Raw genomic sequence first — 17623 nt, 5'->3', positions numbered from 1 at the left:
GTTTGATAAAAGTTTGGGTTTCGGGCTTGACTGGCTCATCTTCTAAGCAGACATCAGCCCGATGACTAAAATTTTACACTTCTACCTTCTTTTGGCGTGAAAGGCAACAGACATATCCCCAACTGCCAAATATCAATAAACCCATGACTGCGGTTGGTTCAGGAGTAGTAGCGGGATTATTGCTGCGTAGAGTAAATGTAATTCCGCCTGTACCTGATCTGCCAAAAGCACTGCTACCACTGAGGTCGTAGCTAAAAAAGGCTTCATTTAGATCAAAAAAGCCTGAGATAAAAGTTGGTGAAGGGGCAGATGCTACAGCGAAATCTAGTCCGAGAAAGCTGCCATTATTAAAGTTAACTTGTGCATAAGGATCACTAGCTAGATTGTAGGTTTTCCCTTCAAAGGAGAAGCCGAAATTGCTTAAGGCGATCGCTTCATCACCAATACCCGTTAAACTACTGTCATCATAGCTGAAGAAGCCTTTATAGTTTTTGCCATTAAGCGGCCCGGAATCGATGGCTACTTGAACATCATAGGTGATGGTTGCAGCTTTAGCTAAGGCAGGGGTAAAACTAGCTAGAGCGATCGCTGTGCTAACAACTAAGAATCTAGATAGATGATTCATGACTTTATGTTTGGCTAAGGGTTAATTAAATGAATCAAACGCAGTTAAAAAATGAAATTATCAGGATTACTCAACGCTGCTACGGAGACGTTTTCCAAGAGGATGAAGTTACGGGAACGCGCACTACCAAAGCCATCGGGGTCGATGAGTAAGTTACTATTTTTACTACCGGCACTGGAGAAAAGGACGTAACCATCAGCAATAGGATTGCTGCCTGTGTAACCTAGACCCCGCAGTACGCCAGTTAACTCGATTTTGTCAACACCAGGGGTAAAATCTTTAATTGTGTCACCAGCATCGATAATGCCGTTGTAAACGAATAAATCACTGCCGCCCCCCCCTGTGAGAATATCCTTTCCTTGACCACCGATAATAATGTCATCACCATTTGTCCCTGTGAGTGTGTCATTACCCACAGTGCCATTTAATTCATTTACGTCAACAATGTTGATAGTTAAAGCTTTTTGGAAAACACCACCGTTACCATCGGAGGTTTGTACTCGAATGTTGTAAATATTCTTGGTTTCGTAGTCGAAGACAGCTTTGGTTTTGAGGTGATCGCCAACAATTTCAAATTGAGAGTTATCATTACTACCAACCCCACCAATTAAGCTATAGGTAAAGGTTTCGCCTGTATCGGGATCAATACTTGATAAAACACCCACTTCCGTACCTAACAGACGACGTTCTTTAATTTCCGTATTGCTTAACACGATATTTGTTGGGGCTTGGCTTAAGACTTTGACATTACTAATTTGATTTGTCAGATTCGTTCCAGTATTTTCAGCGACAACCGTACTAATCAATTTAGTTCCGGCTGCTGCTTGCTCTAAATCATCGGTAGTCTTACCCAGCGCCACTTTTTGAACTTTGGCAAACTCCTGTTCTAAACTATCAGTGGGTGTAGTGGATATAAGAGTAGCAATACGTTGATTAGCCTCAGTAATAATTTGGGCAGCTTGGGGTGTAATTGAGGTAACATTCACCCCAGTTTTACTAGCTGCAGACTCGATTAAGTTTTGTACTTGAGTTGTACTCGTGAGATTTAAAGCATTATTACCGTTGGCTTGAATTTGATCACCTAAAGCAGAGACAACATTTTTGACAATTTGATTGAGGTTGGTGGTTGATGCGCCGTCCAGAAGTCCAGCGATTTGGGTGACAACATTTTGCACCTGTACCATCGCTCCGTAGGTGCTGCTGGCTCCTGCAAGGTTGTTTTTTGTGGCTGCAATAGGATCAATGTTGCTCAGATCCACTGTTGTAGGCAGAGATAGAGCAGCTGCGACTTTGGTATTAGCCTGCTCTACAGTTAACCCTCGATCAACTAAATCTGATACTAAGGTAGTTAAAAGAGTAATAGAAGTAGAGCCAGGTAAAGCACTTACAGGCGTTTCTAAAGCTAATCCTGTCGCCGTATCAATGCCACCAAAGGCTATTAAACGCCCTTCTGAGGGGTCAAATATACCATTGCCATTCGTATCGAAGGCATCAGGAATATCAAGTTGGTAGAACCCATTAGCATCAGTAATAGCAAAGGGTTCGTTACTATCTAGTACACCGTTTTTATTGGCATCGAAGAAGACAGTTGCACCAGCGATATAGTTATCAATGACAAAGCCGCTATTGTTGGGATAGATGCGGAATGTCAGGTCAACACTAGCTTGACCGTCGGTAGCTGTCACCTTGACATAGAAAGGTACATAGACTGTAGGAGCGTTGTTGATATTAATTTGCAGGTCGCCATTGGACAGGACGGAAATACTAAACCATGTGGGTAGGGGAGTGCCATCGCCTCTTGTGGCGGTTCCTGTGAGGGCATTACCATCAAGATCACCAAACACACCAGAGATCACTGTACTACCGGAAATAGAACGTCCCCACAACGGGTTTAGTACTTGGGGAGGACGGTTGACTGTTTGGCTTCCTTGGGCGAAACCAAAGTTAACAAACTCAAAAATTTCGCTGCTGGTAATAGTTTTAGTTTGTGGGATGGGTGAAGGAGAAGTCCCTTGCCAACCCATAGGTGCAATTACGTTAACAATATAGGTAGCAGGAGTCAGAGTATCAAAGGCATACCCGCCCAGAGAGTCGGTGATTGTACTAACCTCACCCGCATCCAGAATATTGTTATTGTTCTGATCGAGATAAACTGTCCAGTTACTTAAACCTGTTTCATTCACATAGTAATCCCACTGTCCTGACTTATTTAGGTCATTCCACAGGAAACCACTAATTGAACCTTTTGTTCCTTGAAAACCAATAAAGCCAAAATTGGATGGATTTTGCGAGTTGAGGCTGAAGGAAGTTGAGGGTTGGTTAGTAATTCTCCAACTTGTATCCGGTGGCTCTACACTAATAGTATATTCACCGAATGGTCTACTACCAAAATAGTAGTATCCATTATAACCACTGTTTCCAGTATAGGTAGTGGCAATTATCTGTCCATTTTGGATCAGGTTAACTTTCCAATTACTCAATCCCTTTTCATTGGGTTCGGAAACACCGTTTGAGGAGTTGTAATTTGTGCCATTACCATTAACATCATTCCAGATGTAGCCAGTGATATCACCATAAGGTAGTTGGTAGCCAAAGTTAACCTCTACCGGATTTAACCCATCAAAGTAAATTTCACTGGGGGGAGTGGTAAGTTGCCAAACCTCTGGGTTGTAAGCCGGTTCAACGGTAATAATATAGGGGTCTGATGAGGCTGCAACATTGGTAAACCCATAATAACCATTAGTTTCCGTAAAGACAGTTTGAATGATCTGTCCGTTTTGGCTAAGGTTAACCTTCCACCCTCCTAACCCATTACTGTATTCATAATAGTATCCACTACCGTACAAATCGTTCCAGACATAACCCCCGATTTGTCCGTATCTTCTGATATCGCCGTAGGAATAGTTCTTTTGCTGAAAACCAAAATCAATATCTGTAATTCTCTGACTAGCAAGGAGACTAACGGAATTAAAAGATGAGCCAGTGGATACCCAAGGTAGTGAATTATTTTCGGTAGAAACTGTAATTATATAATCTCCAGCTTCTAAACCCTCAAAGGTGTAACGTCCAAATGAGTCTGTTTGGGTAGTTTGAGAAAAACCAGAAGCATTGGATAAAGTAACTGTCCAATTTACTAAACCATAATTGGCATAGGAATAGTAGTAAGGGGACGAAGGATCATACTCGTCACGGTAATTATTGCCATCAACATCATTCCAAATAACACCACTGATGGCACTTAGCGCTCCTGTAGTGCTGATATTGGGTGTATTAAAATCAATATAAAAGTCCGCTTGAGAGATTTGGTTAGCAACTGTATAAACTGTTTGTGAGTAATCAAAACCACTCGATTGAGGGATAAATCTGACATTATACTCTGTATCTGGTGCTAAACCAATGAAAGTGTAAGCCCCTCTACCATCACTTAATACTCTTCTTTCATCGTCATCAAGAGTTCCTGAATTATTCGTGTCTAGATAAACAATCCATCCACCCAAAGGTGTGTAGTAAGGATATGTAAAGCCATTCTGCTCAACATTAGTATATGTATAAATACTGCCACTAATCTGTGTTATCGGCTGGCGATAGCCAAAGACATTATAACTTTGAAAACCAAAAGTTCCGTAATAAGGACTAGAACTTACGGAAAGAGAAACAGATTGAGGATTAGTAAAATAATTCTGGGTTAGCTGCCAATCATTGGAAGGTGGATTAACTGTTATTAAATACTCTCCCAATGACAAATTACTAAATAGGTACTGACCATTACTATCTGGACGGGTTACTAAAATAAAGTTTGGATCACTAGGTTTTGTTAAGGTAATAGTCCAATCTAAGAATAAACCAGGCTCTTGATCACCGTAGCTAAATCCATAATTTTGACTACCATTACCATCCAAATCATTCCAAAGATTGCCTATTATATTTCCCGTATAAGGCATTTCATTTGTCCTCTCACTTAAAATTGTTCTGTAAAAGCCTATTTTCAAAAATATCTATAGCTTAATTGCTGGCTAAAAAATAATGAAAATAAACAGTAAAAAAGCTATATTAAAATTCCAATTTATCTCAAACGCAAAAATAGATGCGTAACTGAAAAATCGAAATTTGAATAATAAATTGAGCAATTACTAAACTAAGCTTTAAGCCAAATGAGGAACTACACTACTTTATTTCAAATCTTTAGTATTTGATGTACTTTTATGATTCGATTCCAAACAAGGAATTAAAAAATATAAGTTTTATATGTAAATTTTTTAATAAAAAATTACATCACACGTGTAATATTACATAACTCATACTGAGTGTGTCAAGCAAATTTTAGTTAAAGAAGTTATATCTAACAGGAAACAAAATATGAAATTATTGTAAACTTATCAACATTACAATCAGATTTTTAATCTGGGACAAAAAATAATAAGCATAAATTATATTAAATACTTATTTATATTTACTAATAAAATATTTCATCTATCTAGTAAAAAATACATTTTTTGCATTCATTAGCAATGATCTAGATATTAAATACATCTTTATTACCAGTGTAATAAATAGACATCATTAATATTTACAGCCACATTATTAGAAATCTATACAAAATTCAATATGTCAATATGAGCGTGCTTGATTAAAGATATTTTTAAGAATAAGTTAAGTAATGATGTGCTTCATAGAAACTAAATACGCTCAATAGTTATACCATTTCCTAAGAAATATGAGACAGATGCAACCCCCCAAACCTATGCTAAGTATCACTTTCTTAATTTTGAATTGGTATTCGGGAAGTCCAGAAAATAAATTATTCTCATTTTTAAACTCAACGCAACTGTTTCTTCCCCCTGCTCCCGTTCGCGTAGCGTCCCGTAGGGAAGTTCACCCGGTTCGTGTAAGCGTCTGTCTCCGACACGCTACGCGAACGTAAGAGAGGGAAACCCTCCTTGCGACTTCTCTTCCTGCTCCCCTGCCTACAAAGTAATGGGATATTTTTTTAGTGGGAAGTCTCTTAGCGCTCCGTAGGCGATCGCACCCAGTGCTGCACAATTGTCTTTGTTGTCTAGAAACACAACCATAGGATGATGCCAAAAGTATCACTCCACCTGCAAAATTGATCCATGATTGCTATATTTCACTCCTGTAAACGCTTGAGCTTGACACTAGCCGCCTTTTGCTATAAGTATTTTCTGTATTAAAAGAATAATTTTTTCCAGCACATGCAGTTTATTGATAGAAATAATGTGACAACAATCACATGGACGTATGATTAAGATCGCTTACGTGAAATCTAGGAAGTGGAATTATTTAAGTATTACTGAACTCTAGCCGAGTCATTAATAGGGAACACACTAATTGCCGACATCCTTTGTTAAGGACTGTCGGCTTTTTGTTTGTGGAGTAGGAAGTCATAATAAAACCCGCGTTGGCGGGTTCTGTCGAAGCTCAAGATTAAAACTCGGCGTTTTCTGGTGTACGAGGGAAGGGTATGACATCCCGAATATTCCCCATACCTGTGATAAACTGCACGAGTCGTTCAAAACCCAAGCCGAAACCAGCGTGAGGCACTGTACCATAACGGCGTAAATCGAGATACCACCACAAATCTTCAGGTTTCATCCCTTGGGCTAATACACGGCGTTCTAGCACATCTAACCGTTCTTCCCGTTGGGAACCGCCAATAATTTCGCCAATTTTGGGTGCTAAGATATCCATTGCGCGGACGGTTTTTTCATCATCGCTTAGACGCATATAGAAGGCTTTAATTTGCGCTGGATAGTCAGTAACAATTACTGGTTTTTTAAATAATTGTTCGGCTAAATAGCGTTCGTGTTCTGATTGTAAATCTAAGCCCCAGCTTACAGGATATTCAAACTTGAAATCGGCTTTTTCTAATAGTTTGATGGCATCTGTGTAAGTCAAACGCTCAAATTGATTGTTGATGATATTCTCGGCTGTGGCTAAGACTGTATCATCAATGCGTTGGTTGAAAAATTCCATATCTTCAGGGCATTTTTCCAACACATAGTTAAAGATGTGTTTGAGAAACGCCTCAGCTAAATCCATATCACCTTCTAAGTCACAGAATGCCATTTCTGGTTCTACCATCCAAAATTCTGCTAGGTGGCGGGAGGTGTTGGAGTTTTCTGCACGAAAGGTAGGGCCAAAGGTGTAAACGTTGCTAAACGCCATCGCCATGACTTCGGCTTCTAGTTGTCCACTTACAGTTAAGTAGGTAGGTTTAGCGAAGAAGTCTTGGCTGTAATCAATCTCTTGGTTTTCTGTGCGGGGAACCTTCTTTAAATCCAAGCTGGTGACGCTGAATAGTTCCCCTGCGCCTTCGCAGTCACTAGCGGTGATAATGGGGGTGTGTACCCACAAAAAGCCCCTTTCTTGGAAGAATTGGTGAATGGCGGCGGAACAGGCGTTACGGACACGGAAAACTGCACCGAAGGAATTGGTGCGCGATCGCAAATGTCCAATACTGCGTAAAAATTCAAAAGAGTGGCGTTTCTTTTGCAAGGGATAAGTTTCGGGATCAGCTTCACCGTAGACTTTCACTGTCTCGGCTTTCAACTCAATACGCTGTCCTTTTCCTTGAGAAGCCACCAATACGCCAGCCACTTCCACTGACGCACCTGTATTTAATCGTTTAATAATTGCTTCGTAGTCTGGCAAATCCTGATTGATGACAGCTTGCAAATTCGCTAGGGATGACCCATCATTAACCTCAATAAATGCAAACCCCTTGAGTTCACGCTTCGTTCTTACCCAGCCTTGAACTACAACAGACTCATCAGGTTGACCATTCCGTAATATTTCTGCAATCCGTCGATTTACCATAGTTACCCAGCACAGGACTTTAATATCCAGCCTATAATAACGCCCATTCCACCAAAGCGGACGGCTTGCCAGAAAGGTTTTTTCAGACTACGCCAAGAAAACAACTGGCTTTCTAAATTCAGTTCTAGCATTTCTAGTTGCTGTTTGATTTGCCGTAACTGGGCTTTTATTTCTGGTGTCTGATATTTATTTTGCTGTAATTCTTGAAGGCTTTGTTGCCATTGTGCCTGTTGCTTTTGATCGCGCGTTACTTGATCATACCTTTCTTTAAGGCTCAATAGCGATCGCTCTACTTGGGCTAATTCCTGCTCAAAATCCGGTTCTTGATTATTCTCTGGCGGTTGGGATGATTTTTTCGGCGGCTTCATTTACAAGTAGTAAAGTATAAGGTAAATGTCACTGCTGCCAATAGTTATCTATGTCTCAACCTAGCCAGCTTTCTAAAACCACTCAACTTAATGAATTTAGCGACTTGGAACTAGCCCAAGCCCTCATGGAAAGGCTGAGTATTTCGCCTAACGATTGGCATCGCCTCAAGTCTAACCGCAATTCTCGCGCTAGTGAACAATTAGCAGCCGCTATGGTATTTTTGCTTAAAAATCAACCCCAAGAAGCTCTTGCTAGACTAGAACAAGCTGTTGGTTGGTTAAATCGTTCTATCTCCGCCCCTCCTTGTCCTTCTCATGGAGATAAGGGAGTAGGGAGTAGGGAGTAGGGAGTGGGGGTATTTTTACCCTACTTCCCCTCCGGGTTCGCAGTCGCCTGCGGAGGGAAACCCTCCCCCAGCGCTGTCTCACCACTCACCACTCACTTCCTTACCTCCGCAGGGACAAGCGGGGGCGGTTTTCCATTTGTTTACATAATCTTAATTCTGTGCCTTTACGATTCCACTCCACTTGGTCAAAAATTTGGTGGAGAAGGCACATTCCCCGCCCGTTTTCTGCCTCATCGGGTGGTAAGTAATCTGTGGGGTCTTCAGTATGACTAGTTGTCGGGTTAAAGCCCTCACCTTGGTCGGAAATCACCCACCAATACTGATTATCTATGAGGGAAAAACGGACTACAACTGTTTTGCTAGGGTCAAGATTATTACCATGTTTAGCTGCATTAACTAGGGCTTCTTGTAGCCCTAATCGCAGTTCTGCTTGTAGTTTGGCGGGTATTTCCGCCATTAGTAAATCTAATATAGGACAAAGATAGAGAGTTGAGGCGAAACTAATAGTACCCCAATAGCGTCCAACTGGACGGAGTGAAATGGTTATCACGAGAGAAACCCCATAGCTTTCAGTTAGCTAGACATCAGTTTGCTTATACAGGCACCCTGATAAAAATGGAGGTGGTCATGCTGCCTTCAAACTTGCGTCTTTATTACTAAGTTATGAAAATGCTGGGGAGCATTAACTCTAATTATGAGGTTCGATTGATGATACATAAATCGGTCTTTATAAAGTTAGCTATTAGGATTAGCTATGGAAAACTAGAAAACTTGTGAGGATTTTTAATCCTCTTAGATTGCCGATTAGCATTTTAAACAATCTTGCTCACTTGGTGTTAGAGCTTATGCAACTTTAATGGTTTTAACAAGATTATTTCTATTTTTAGATTAATCCTATTTTAGCATTTCCACTATGCAATAGACTACAAATTTGAAGTGAAATTTTTTTTAAGGACTAAGTATCCTTGCCAAACTGCGAGCGCACCAGAAAAGCGGCGGCTTCCACATGGGCGGTTTGAGGGAAAAAATCGGCGGGTTGAATGCGTTGAATTGTATATAGGCCATCTTCACAAAGTAGTTTTAGGTCACGAGCAAGAGTGGCTACTTTACAGCTGACGTAAACGATGCGGGCAGGTTTCGAGGCTAATAAAGATTCGATGACAATGCGATCGCACCCTTTACGTGGCGGGTCTAGTATGACCACATCTGGTATTATTCCCATCTTTGGCAGTAATTTCTCAACTGCCCCTACTTGAAATTGCACATTATTAATACCATTGTGTTGAGCATTGGAAATTGCCTGTTCTACAGCTTGGGGTTGCAACTCTAATCCTATAGCTTGGTGTACGTGTCTAGTTAAAGGCAAGGTTAAGGTGCCAATGCCACAGTAGGCATCAACTAGGGTTTCATGCCCTTGTAAATTCAGTTCTGACTGAATTACTTCTAATAACGCCTCAGCCGTTTCTGTGAAGACTTGGAAAAATGTATCAGGACGGACTTGAAATTCCAACCCAGCAAAAATTTCTCGCAGATAAGGAACTCCAGCAATACAACGGGTTTCTCTACCAAAAATTGCATTGGTGCGTTCAGGGTTACGATTTAAGGACACTCCTACCAATTGAGGATAGAGCTGTAACCATTCCTGAGCTTGTTGTTCAATTCCTGGTAAATTCCAGTCCTTGACCACCAAAGTTAACAAAATTTCACCTGTACGCCGTCCAATGCGTAACCCCAGATGACGAATTTGTCCTTGGTGACGATTTTCATCGTAAATAGACCAGCCGCGCCCTTGGATATCTTGTTTAATTTCTGCCAGTAAAGGATTTAAACGGGGATCTTGGACTGGACATTGATTTAGGTTCACTAAATGATGGCTACCCTTTTGGTAATACCCAGCCTGCACTTGACCTGTAGCCGATATATCCAAAGGATAAGTAGCCTTATTGCGATATCCCAAAGCCGAGTCAGCCACCAATACGGGGTCTACAGGAGGTTCGGCAAAACCGCCGATACGTTGTAAAGCTTGGATAACTTGATTGCGTTTAGCAACCAGTTGATATTCGTAATCAATATGTTGCCACTGACAACCACCACACTTATCCGCCACAATACAACCCGGACGAATACGGTGAGGCGATGGTTCTAGTATCTGGTGCAGCTTTCCGTGGGCATATTTAGGTTTAACATGTACCAAGCGTACCATCAGGCGATCGCCCGGCACAGTATCAGGAACAAACACCACCCGTTCCTCAAACCGTCCCACCCCATCACCAGTATCACTCAAGTCGCTAATAGCAACCTCAATTAATTCACCCTGAAGCCAAGTAGATTTAGTCATTGGTCATTAGTCATTAGTCATTAGTCATTAGTCAGTTGCTAGGTTGTGTTCACTGTCAATTGTCAACTGTCAACTGTCAACTGTTCACTGTCCCCTTCCCCTGTGTACCTCCAAGTCGTTAAACTAGCTAATAATATTTCGCGTGATTTACATAATCATGACTGTAATTAGCCAAGTTATTCTCAAAGCCGACGACGAACTGCGTTACCCCAGCAGTGGCGAACTCAAGAGTATCAGAGAATTTTTACAAACCGGGGTACAAAGAACCCGTATCGCTGCTACCTTAGCAGAGAACGAAAAGAAAATCGTTCAGGAAGCAACCAAGCAACTGTGGCAGAAGCGTCCTGATTTTATCGCACCTGGTGGTAACGCTTACGGCGAACGTCAACGTGCGTTATGTATTCGTGACTTTGGTTGGTACTTACGTTTAATCACTTACGGGGTACTAGCTGGAGATGTTGAACCGATTGAAAAAATTGGCATTATCGGCGTGCGAGAAATGTACAATTCTTTGGGTGTTCCCGTACCCGGAATGGTGGAAGCCATCAATTCTCTGAAAAAAGCCTCTCTTGACTTATTAAGTGCAGAAGATGCAGTTGCAGCCGCACCTTACTTTGATTACATCATTCAAGCAATGTCATAATCAAAAGTTTGGCTATTTCAAGGGGTACTTTTGGTTCAGTCAGTTGAGTGTTAGATAATAACCTCATATATCCATAAGATTCTCTTTTGATCATAACGTCCCCATATCTGGTAGTGACTCTGGCAAGCTCTCCATGTCAAGTTACAACCCTGATGTGGGGAAATTTTATTTGGTCATTGGTCTTTCATCAATGGTTCATGCAAAATACTGTCACATATTCATTATTCTTGCTGGCATCGTAGAATGAAACAAATCTTAATGCTGACACCTAATACTAAAAGAACCTCAGTTCTTAATTTGGCTCAAGATATTCGAGAAGGGTTAATACCATTTCATAAAAAAGATGATATGGATGCAAACCCCCAAACCTATGCTAAGTATCACTTTCTTAATTTTGAATTTTAAATTTATATAAGGCGATCGCTAAATTAAAAGCAATTTGAGATTAAAGTAAGAAGAGTAGTTCTTCCCATTGATTTAATATGCGCTAGAGATTTATTTCCTGAATTTATTACTATTTACTAGTGAATATTTACTTCTTGTAATTGAGTCTCAAACTGCACATTATCAGTTTTGACAACTGGACTCTTAGCTATCCAAGACTTAGCTTTTTGATTTGCACTAATCACACTATAGGCTATCTTTTGGCTTTGAGGCAGTGGGCGTAACTTTTGTGTGTACTCATTGAGTTTAGTCTGAGCTTGAGCATATACAGGTGTATCTTGGGGAATTTGGTGCAGATACTTAACAGCTTTGTCAAAGTTACCAGCCAATGCTTGTTTACGGGCTTGGTGTAAAAAGTAAGCGGCTCTAATTTGACGTTTTTGATTATACTCAGCTAATTTTTTTTGTACTAAAGCACCAGCAGAACTTTCTGGCGGAATTTGGCGTAAATATTCTAATGCTGTGGAAAAGTCTCTAGCTTCGGCTTTGGCGTAGGCTTTGGCTAATAAATCTTGTGTTTGTGCTTCAATATTGACATTGGCTTGTTTGACTACATCTTTAATTTTAGTTTGCCAATATGCAATATCTGGAACTTCGTTAGCAGCACTGAGAACATCTGACCATCGACTCTCAAGTAATGCTTGTTCAGCTAATGAATATTGTTTTGCTGCGGTTTGCCATTGTTGTTGCCATTCTTCGATGGTGGCTTGAGCATCTGGATATACATTACTATGAGATGGGATTAGTTTAGCTAGAGCGATCGCTTGTTGCAAATCCCCATCTTGATATTGTTTTGTAGCTTTATATAAAATTTCTGTTTCTGTATTGGCTGGAGAGTTACTCAATAATGAATAGGTTCCCAGTCCCATCAATAGGGTATTAACTGCCAGTCCGACTTTCATCCCTGTCAGTAGCGGTGATACTGACTGAGTTGGTTCTGCTGAAGTCTCTTCTATCTGTTGTGTTTGCAGTAGTTGCGGTAGAGAAGTGTCCCATTTCATCTGTTGAATTGCACGCAACACCTCAGCCGTAGACTGAAAACGTTCTTGGTAATTGTAGCGCACCATTTGGCTCAAGATAGCCGCTAAATAATCACTCACAGGCGTATCAGCAGTACGCCAAATCATCTCATTACTATAAGGCTCTACTTTTAGTTGCAGTGGTTCTAAGCCTGTTAAAGCTTGAATGGCAATCATCCCTAGAGCATAAATATCACTATTAATCTGGGTTTGCCCAATAAATTGCTCTGGAGGTATATATCCTAAAGAGGTAGCAGGAACCTGATAAATAGATAATTCTTGGTCTATGCCAAAATTGACTGACTGAATAGAACCAAAGTCAATCAGGACTAACTTACCATTAACAGCACGTCTAATTAAATTTTCTGGCTTAATATCGCAATGAATAACACCTTGCGAGTGAATAAATTCTAAAATAGTTAAGGCATCTTCTAAAAATGAAATTATTTCATCCTCACGCCACAACGAACCCCAATTTTGAGCAATAGGCAATTCCGCAGTTAAAGCGTGTCCAGCAATGTACTCTTGAACCAAGTAAAAGCGCTCGTTTTCCTCAAAACAAGTAATAAAGTTAGGAATTTGGGGATGTTGTCCTAAATGCTTGAGAGTTTCAGTTTCCGTGAGAAAACGTAGTCTGAGCGTATCCAGGTAGCTAGAATGGATACTGTTAACTTTAAGTTGTTTAACAACACATTTAGGTTGATGTGGATAATTTACATCTACAGCAATATATGTTTGTCCAAATACTCCTGAACCCAGGTTTTGGACAATTTGGTAGCGTGCTTGCAATACTTTCCCGATCATGTGGTGGTTCATGAGCTGGTTACTGAGTTAGTCCTTATATAAGTTTCGGTATATTGTCTGCTGTTTCCGGAATAGCTCAAAGACAAATCGTTCTTATATAGAATCTTAAAATGCCAGCTTAGTTCCTTAAGTATTGTTACTCTCAGTAGACTTATTTTAATACTAAGCTTACCACTTGTTTTTGATTAACTGTCGGCTACGAATTACTACTATCGATATAGTAAATAGGAGCATACATCTAATTATACGCCCCTATCTATCTATAAATTAGCAATTAAAACTGCACAGATTGAGCAGTACCTTCTAAATGAGTGATTTGATAGAACTGTCTTTGTCCTTCGTTATACTTAGGTATGACATTAAAGCGATTAGTTGTAGTAATACCATCAGTCACAACTTTGGCTTGATTAGTTTCTCCCAAATTAACTGAAGGGATCAGCACACTAAATGTGGTAGAACCAGTATCTACAGTACGGCGTATAGGTACTGTTACCAGCGTCCCAATACTCAAGCCTACAGTCTGAATTTGATCCCCTGCAAATTGTAATGTTTGTTGTCTATCTTGATAGGTGAAGCGGGGACTACCATCGAAACTGGAGGTTGAGTAGATAATTTTGATTCCACTCCCATTTAGTTCATACAAGTTCGGTGTATTTACTTCTAACGCATGAGATGGAGCAAAGGGTATTGCTGCCAAGCTAACACCGAGAGTTAATAGAGGAAATAAGCTTTTTGTTTGCATATGACAAAAATAGTTGGTTAACTAGGACACAACGAAATTGTTAGTGTCTAGTAATCAACAGGAGTTTTAGATAAAGTTATGCCACTTAGCGTAAGTTCTACCTTAACTCAGTAATGTGATGATTTTTATTCAAAATCTGAGTGTGAGGCGCAACTATGCAGATTGAATAGTTTTTTGCCTATGTTTCATCCAAAACCCTATAGCCGCAACAACCGCTATCCCACCAACAGAAACAGGTTCAGGGGTAGTTTGAAGTTCGCTTCTAACACTCGTGACATAGATTTCGCTTTCAAAGTCGTCTTTAAAACGCAAAAGTGTCCCAACGGCTGACTGTCCATCTTCTTGCTCGACTGGGTTTCCTGTTCCTATACCTGTAAAATCAGAGTTAAAATTCAAGCCCAACAATGTAGTGACAAAATTATCTTCACTGATTTCCTCATCTTCTACAAAAACAAGAATATCACCACTAAATCCAGGTAGTTCAGGAAATATAAAAGCTTCAGCTAAATCAGTTGATGCAAGATTAGACAAAGTTTTTACAATATCGTTACTAGAATTACGTAAGTTGATTGTCCAAGATTCAAGGTCTACAGTGTCATCATTTGCAGGCAACTGGTCTACATCGACTACGTAATACCATCAAAAGAACCACCTGTCAATTGTGAAATTAGCCCATCTACATCACTAGAAAAAGGTTCGTTGGCAAATGTTCCACTCAGCTTAAATTGTTTAAAATTTGCAGCGCTAGCAGAGCAAGTCATAGCAGCAAGTATCGACATACTTATGGTTGTGGCAGCGATCGCTTGATAAAACTTTTTTATGTGTGTTGTGATATTCATATAAAGTTCAAAAATTACCTTAATGAAGTTTATACGATACTATCAGTATTTTTACTAATGCTTTTTTAAATATTTCTTAAGTTCTATAGGGTTGGTAATGAATAATTGGTAATGGGAAAAACAATTACCCCGCTATCATCAATTAACAGCTAAAGCAGGCATATTATCAGCAATTAGTCGAACTTGATATGAGACTAAGTTTCAGTTTTGGCAATTACCGTAATTCTTCTTGGCGATTCTGTTCCTCAAGCACTTCAGTTCTATCTTGTAACGGTTTCACTACACGAGCGATCGCTTCTTGCACAAATGCTTTAATAAACTCATCGCGGCGATTGATTTGAAACTGTCGCTGCACTACTTCTGTCATTCCGCCATCGCCCCAATCTTGATCATGACGGAAATATTCAATAAAGCTTTTACCTGCAATCCTAGTTAAATAAGCAGCTGTTACCCCTTGAATGGCTCTACCAATAATAAAAGTAGCCACATTTAGTTGCAACGCCGTAGATAGTAATTCAATTGCTCCCTTAACAATACCCAAACTAGCGATCGTCTTAGCCAAAGACAGGGCTAACTCCCGTCCCCGTTCCATATTCAATTCACAACCGTAGACTCTGCCAATCTCTACTACCATCTGGGCATTTACAGCCGCCGTTGCCAGTAAATCTACCACAGGTAAAGGTGTTACCGATACCACTCCTGCCCCAATCCACTGAAACCGCTCGACAATTTTATCTGCTTGGCGGCGGCGTTGTGCGTCGATGAGTTTCCGGGCTTCCTCTCCTAACCGCAGAGATTGTAAGAGTATATTATCCGCGACTAAATCCTCACCCTCAGCCCGTAAAATTGCTGCCATCCGCCGCAGTAAGGGAACTATATCTGGTTCTGGTTGGAAGGTTTCGCCTGTTTCTAATTGTGCAGTTTCCGGGTTAGCGGCGATCGCCACGACATCATTTGTAGCGATAAATCCCCGCACCCGTTGGCGTAACCGTGCTAAAATAGCTTCCTTATCCTCATCTGTGTAAAGGTCGGTTTTGTTGAGAACAAGAAGCGATCGCTTCCCAATTTCCGCTAACCCCTTCAAAGGCTCATATTCGGAACGCCGCAAATCATTATCCACCACAAATAACAGTAAATCCGCCTCTGTTGCCAACGCCCTGGCTAATTGTTCCCGTTCCGTTCCCGCTACCCCAGCCTCTAAAATTCCTGGCGTATCTGTAATTAAAATCTTGCGCTCCATCCCCTTCAACCGCAAACAGTAGGTTTCCCCCACTTTGGTTGTTCCCATTGGTGCATCAACCTTGCCTACCATTCGCCCCATAACGGCATTAACTAGGGAAGTTTTTCCCGCACTTCCCGTACCAAACACCACCACTTGAATCTCCCCCCTTGCCAAGTTAGCTTCAATTTCTTGGGAACGACTCAATAAAGCCTGACGTGTGACTTCATCTTGAATTTGCGCTACCTGTTGCCGCACAGCCTGTAAGGTAGAAGAAGCTGCATCAGACTTAGCAGCCGGAATTTGCGCGGCTGTCACCCGCCGACGGTTGCGGCGGCTACGCTGTTCACCACCCTGCAACACCATCACGTAATAGACAAAAGCAGCCACTAAACAGCCAATGAGGACAATTAGCAGCAATAACAGCAAATTACCCAAAAATGGTGAGTAGGATAACTGCCAGTAAAGGCGTGAAAGGGAATCAATCAGCCACAGGGAAAGTCCCAAAATGACGATTAAACCAACAATCAGCGTAACAATGCGCGAGACAGGCATGGGTGGCAGAGGTAAATATTAAATAAGCAGATGCTTATGATCTTAATAGGTTTAGTCAGTTGTCATTAGTCCATAGTCCATAGTCCATAGTCAAAAATTTGTCTCCCTCATCCCCCTCATCTCCCCCACTCACTCATGTACTCTACCATCAGGCATAATTGCCCCTTTGAGTTCAGCGTTGGTGAGAATTGTGCCTGTTAAGTCGGCTCCTTGTAAGTTGGCTTTTCGCAAAACGGCGCTATCCAAATTTGCATAGCTTAAATCTGCACCTTGCAAACTAGCCTCTGTTAAATCTGCTGCTAGATTTCCCCACTGTATTGTTCTTCCCAAATTTGCCCGACACAATTTTGCTCCATCTAAGTTGGCGTGATGGAGTGAAGCTGCTCTTAAGTCAGCGTAGCTTAAGTCTGCTCCTGTCAATAAAACATATCCTAAGTCTGTGCGCTGGTTGGAACTGGGGCGTAAATCCGCTTGAATAAGTAAACAACGGGAAAGATCAGCACTATTCAAATTAGCACCACATAAACTGGTTTTGATTAAATTAGCCTCTTGCAGTCGGGTTTTAACTAACTTTGCTCCTGTTAAATCTGCTTCTCGGAGAATGGCACGATACAAGTCTGCTTGGCTCAAATCTATGCCCCAAAGGATTGCTTCGCTTAAGTCTGCTGCTTGTAAGCAGGTGTGGCTGAAGTCGCTTTTACCAAGCCGTGTCTGACGTAAATCAGCATGGCTCAAATCTGCACCTGTGAGAGTTATATTGGTTAACTCTACTTCTTGCAATTTGATATGTTGAAAGTTGCGTTTGCCAGCAGCATACTGTTTAAGAATTTCGCCCACATCCATAAA

General features: G+C 40.9%; 14 protein-coding genes. 2 read left to right on the top strand and 12 right to left on the bottom strand.

The genetic code is table 11. The features are described from left to right. Positions 1-73: 73 nt before the first annotated feature. From NSMS1_RS28920 to NSMS1_RS28895, 4 genes are all read right to left on the bottom strand, one after another. Positions 74-625: a hypothetical protein gene (locus tag NSMS1_RS28920; protein WP_224088185.1), complete on the bottom strand. Its 552-nt coding sequence runs from the start codon at positions 623-625 to the stop codon at positions 74-76. Between the two features lie 44 nt (positions 626-669). Next, on the bottom strand, positions 670-4566 hold the full coding sequence (locus NSMS1_RS35200; protein WP_263432546.1) for an SdrD B-like domain-containing protein: 3897 nt from the start codon (positions 4564-4566) through the stop codon (positions 670-672). A gap of 1501 nt (positions 4567-6067) precedes the next feature. Then, on the bottom strand, positions 6068-7459 hold the full coding sequence (asnS, locus tag NSMS1_RS28900) for an asparagine--tRNA ligase (RefSeq protein ID WP_224088182.1): 1392 nt from the start codon (positions 7457-7459) through the stop codon (positions 6068-6070). Between the two features lie 2 nt (positions 7460-7461). Beyond that, complete coding sequence (locus NSMS1_RS28895) at positions 7462-7827, bottom strand: hypothetical protein (RefSeq protein WP_224088171.1); 366 nt, start codon at positions 7825-7827, stop codon at positions 7462-7464. Positions 7828-7877: 50 nt separating this feature from the next. Between NSMS1_RS28895 and NSMS1_RS28890 the strand changes: the two genes are divergently transcribed. After that, positions 7878-8174: a DUF6439 family protein gene (locus NSMS1_RS28890; protein WP_224088169.1), complete on the top strand. Its 297-nt coding sequence runs from the start codon at positions 7878-7880 to the stop codon at positions 8172-8174. A 100-nt stretch (positions 8175-8274) separates the two neighbouring features. Here NSMS1_RS28890 and NSMS1_RS28885 read toward each other — a convergent pair whose 3' ends face one another. Next, positions 8275-8724 carry an ATP-binding protein gene (locus tag NSMS1_RS28885; RefSeq protein WP_224088167.1) on the bottom strand — a complete coding sequence of 150 codons (450 nt, stop codon included), beginning with the start codon at positions 8722-8724 and terminating at the stop codon, positions 8275-8277. A 405-nt stretch (positions 8725-9129) separates the two neighbouring features. Further along, positions 9130-10512 (bottom strand): 23S rRNA (uracil(1939)-C(5))-methyltransferase RlmD, encoded by a 1383-nt coding sequence (gene rlmD, locus NSMS1_RS28880; RefSeq protein WP_224088160.1) that lies wholly within the window; start codon positions 10510-10512, stop codon positions 9130-9132. A gap of 157 nt (positions 10513-10669) precedes the next feature. Between rlmD and NSMS1_RS28875 the strand changes: the two genes are divergently transcribed. After that, positions 10670-11155, top strand: a complete 486-nt coding sequence (locus NSMS1_RS28875) for an allophycocyanin subunit alpha-B (RefSeq protein WP_224088159.1) — start codon at positions 10670-10672, stop codon at positions 11153-11155. A gap of 521 nt (positions 11156-11676) precedes the next feature. Here the strand turns inward: NSMS1_RS28875 and NSMS1_RS28870 are convergent. The 6 genes from NSMS1_RS28870 to hetL all read right to left on the bottom strand — a co-directional run bounded on the left by NSMS1_RS28870 (position 11677) and on the right by hetL (position 17620). Next, positions 11677-13434, bottom strand: a complete 1758-nt coding sequence (locus NSMS1_RS28870; protein ID WP_224088158.1) for a serine/threonine-protein kinase — start codon at positions 13432-13434, stop codon at positions 11677-11679. 262 nt (positions 13435-13696) lie between these two features. After that, entirely contained in the window at positions 13697-14164 is a 468-nt protein-coding gene (locus tag NSMS1_RS28865) for a hypothetical protein (protein WP_224088157.1), read from the bottom strand. A gap of 153 nt (positions 14165-14317) precedes the next feature. Then, entirely contained in the window at positions 14318-14776 is a 459-nt protein-coding gene (locus NSMS1_RS28860) for a hypothetical protein (protein WP_224088156.1), read from the bottom strand. A gap of 14 nt (positions 14777-14790) precedes the next feature. Next, entirely contained in the window at positions 14791-15003 is a 213-nt protein-coding gene (locus NSMS1_RS28855) for a hypothetical protein (protein ID WP_224088155.1), read from the bottom strand. 214 nt (positions 15004-15217) lie between these two features. After that, a complete protein-coding gene (locus tag NSMS1_RS28850; RefSeq protein WP_224088154.1) occupies positions 15218-16777 on the bottom strand; it encodes a YcjF family protein in 1560 nt (519 codons plus the stop codon). Between the two features lie 129 nt (positions 16778-16906). Beyond that, on the bottom strand, positions 16907-17620 hold the full coding sequence (gene hetL, locus NSMS1_RS28845) for a heterocyst differentiation pentapeptide repeat protein HetL (RefSeq protein WP_224088153.1): 714 nt from the start codon (positions 17618-17620) through the stop codon (positions 16907-16909). Between the last annotated feature and the right edge of the window lie 3 nt (positions 17621-17623).

Source organism: Nostoc sp. MS1 (genome assembly GCF_019976755.1).
Lineage (GTDB): Bacteria > Cyanobacteriota > Cyanobacteriia > Cyanobacteriales > Nostocaceae > Trichormus.
The sequence above is the reverse complement of the archived record's forward strand: the minus strand, read 5'-3'. Positions and strand labels throughout refer to the sequence as shown.

Coding starts and splice junctions, on each gene's coding strand:
- NSMS1_RS28865 (WP_224088157.1), bottom strand. CDS start 14,164: ATGCAAACAAAAAGCTTATTTCCTCTATTAACTCTCGGTGTTAGCTTG.
- rlmD (WP_224088160.1), bottom strand. CDS start 10,512: ATGACTAAATCTACTTGGCTTCAGGGTGAATTAATTGAGGTTGCTATT.
- hetL (WP_224088153.1), bottom strand. CDS start 17,620: ATGGATGTGGGCGAAATTCTTAAACAGTATGCTGCTGGCAAACGCAAC.
- NSMS1_RS28895 (WP_224088171.1), bottom strand. CDS start 7,827: ATGAAGCCGCCGAAAAAATCATCCCAACCGCCAGAGAATAATCAAGAA.
- NSMS1_RS28920 (WP_224088185.1), bottom strand. CDS start 625: ATGAATCATCTATCTAGATTCTTAGTTGTTAGCACAGCGATCGCTCTA.
- NSMS1_RS28875 (WP_224088159.1), top strand. CDS start 10,670: ATGACTGTAATTAGCCAAGTTATTCTCAAAGCCGACGACGAACTGCGT.
- NSMS1_RS28890 (WP_224088169.1), top strand. CDS start 7,878: ATGTCTCAACCTAGCCAGCTTTCTAAAACCACTCAACTTAATGAATTT.
- NSMS1_RS28855 (WP_224088155.1), bottom strand. CDS start 15,003: ATGAATATCACAACACACATAAAAAAGTTTTATCAAGCGATCGCTGCC.
- asnS (WP_224088182.1), bottom strand. CDS start 7,459: ATGGTAAATCGACGGATTGCAGAAATATTACGGAATGGTCAACCTGAT.
- NSMS1_RS28870 (WP_224088158.1), bottom strand. CDS start 13,434: ATGAACCACCACATGATCGGGAAAGTATTGCAAGCACGCTACCAAATT.
- NSMS1_RS28850 (WP_224088154.1), bottom strand. CDS start 16,777: ATGCCTGTCTCGCGCATTGTTACGCTGATTGTTGGTTTAATCGTCATT.
- NSMS1_RS35200 (WP_263432546.1), bottom strand. CDS start 4,566: ATGCCTTATACGGGAAATATAATAGGCAATCTTTGGAATGATTTGGAT.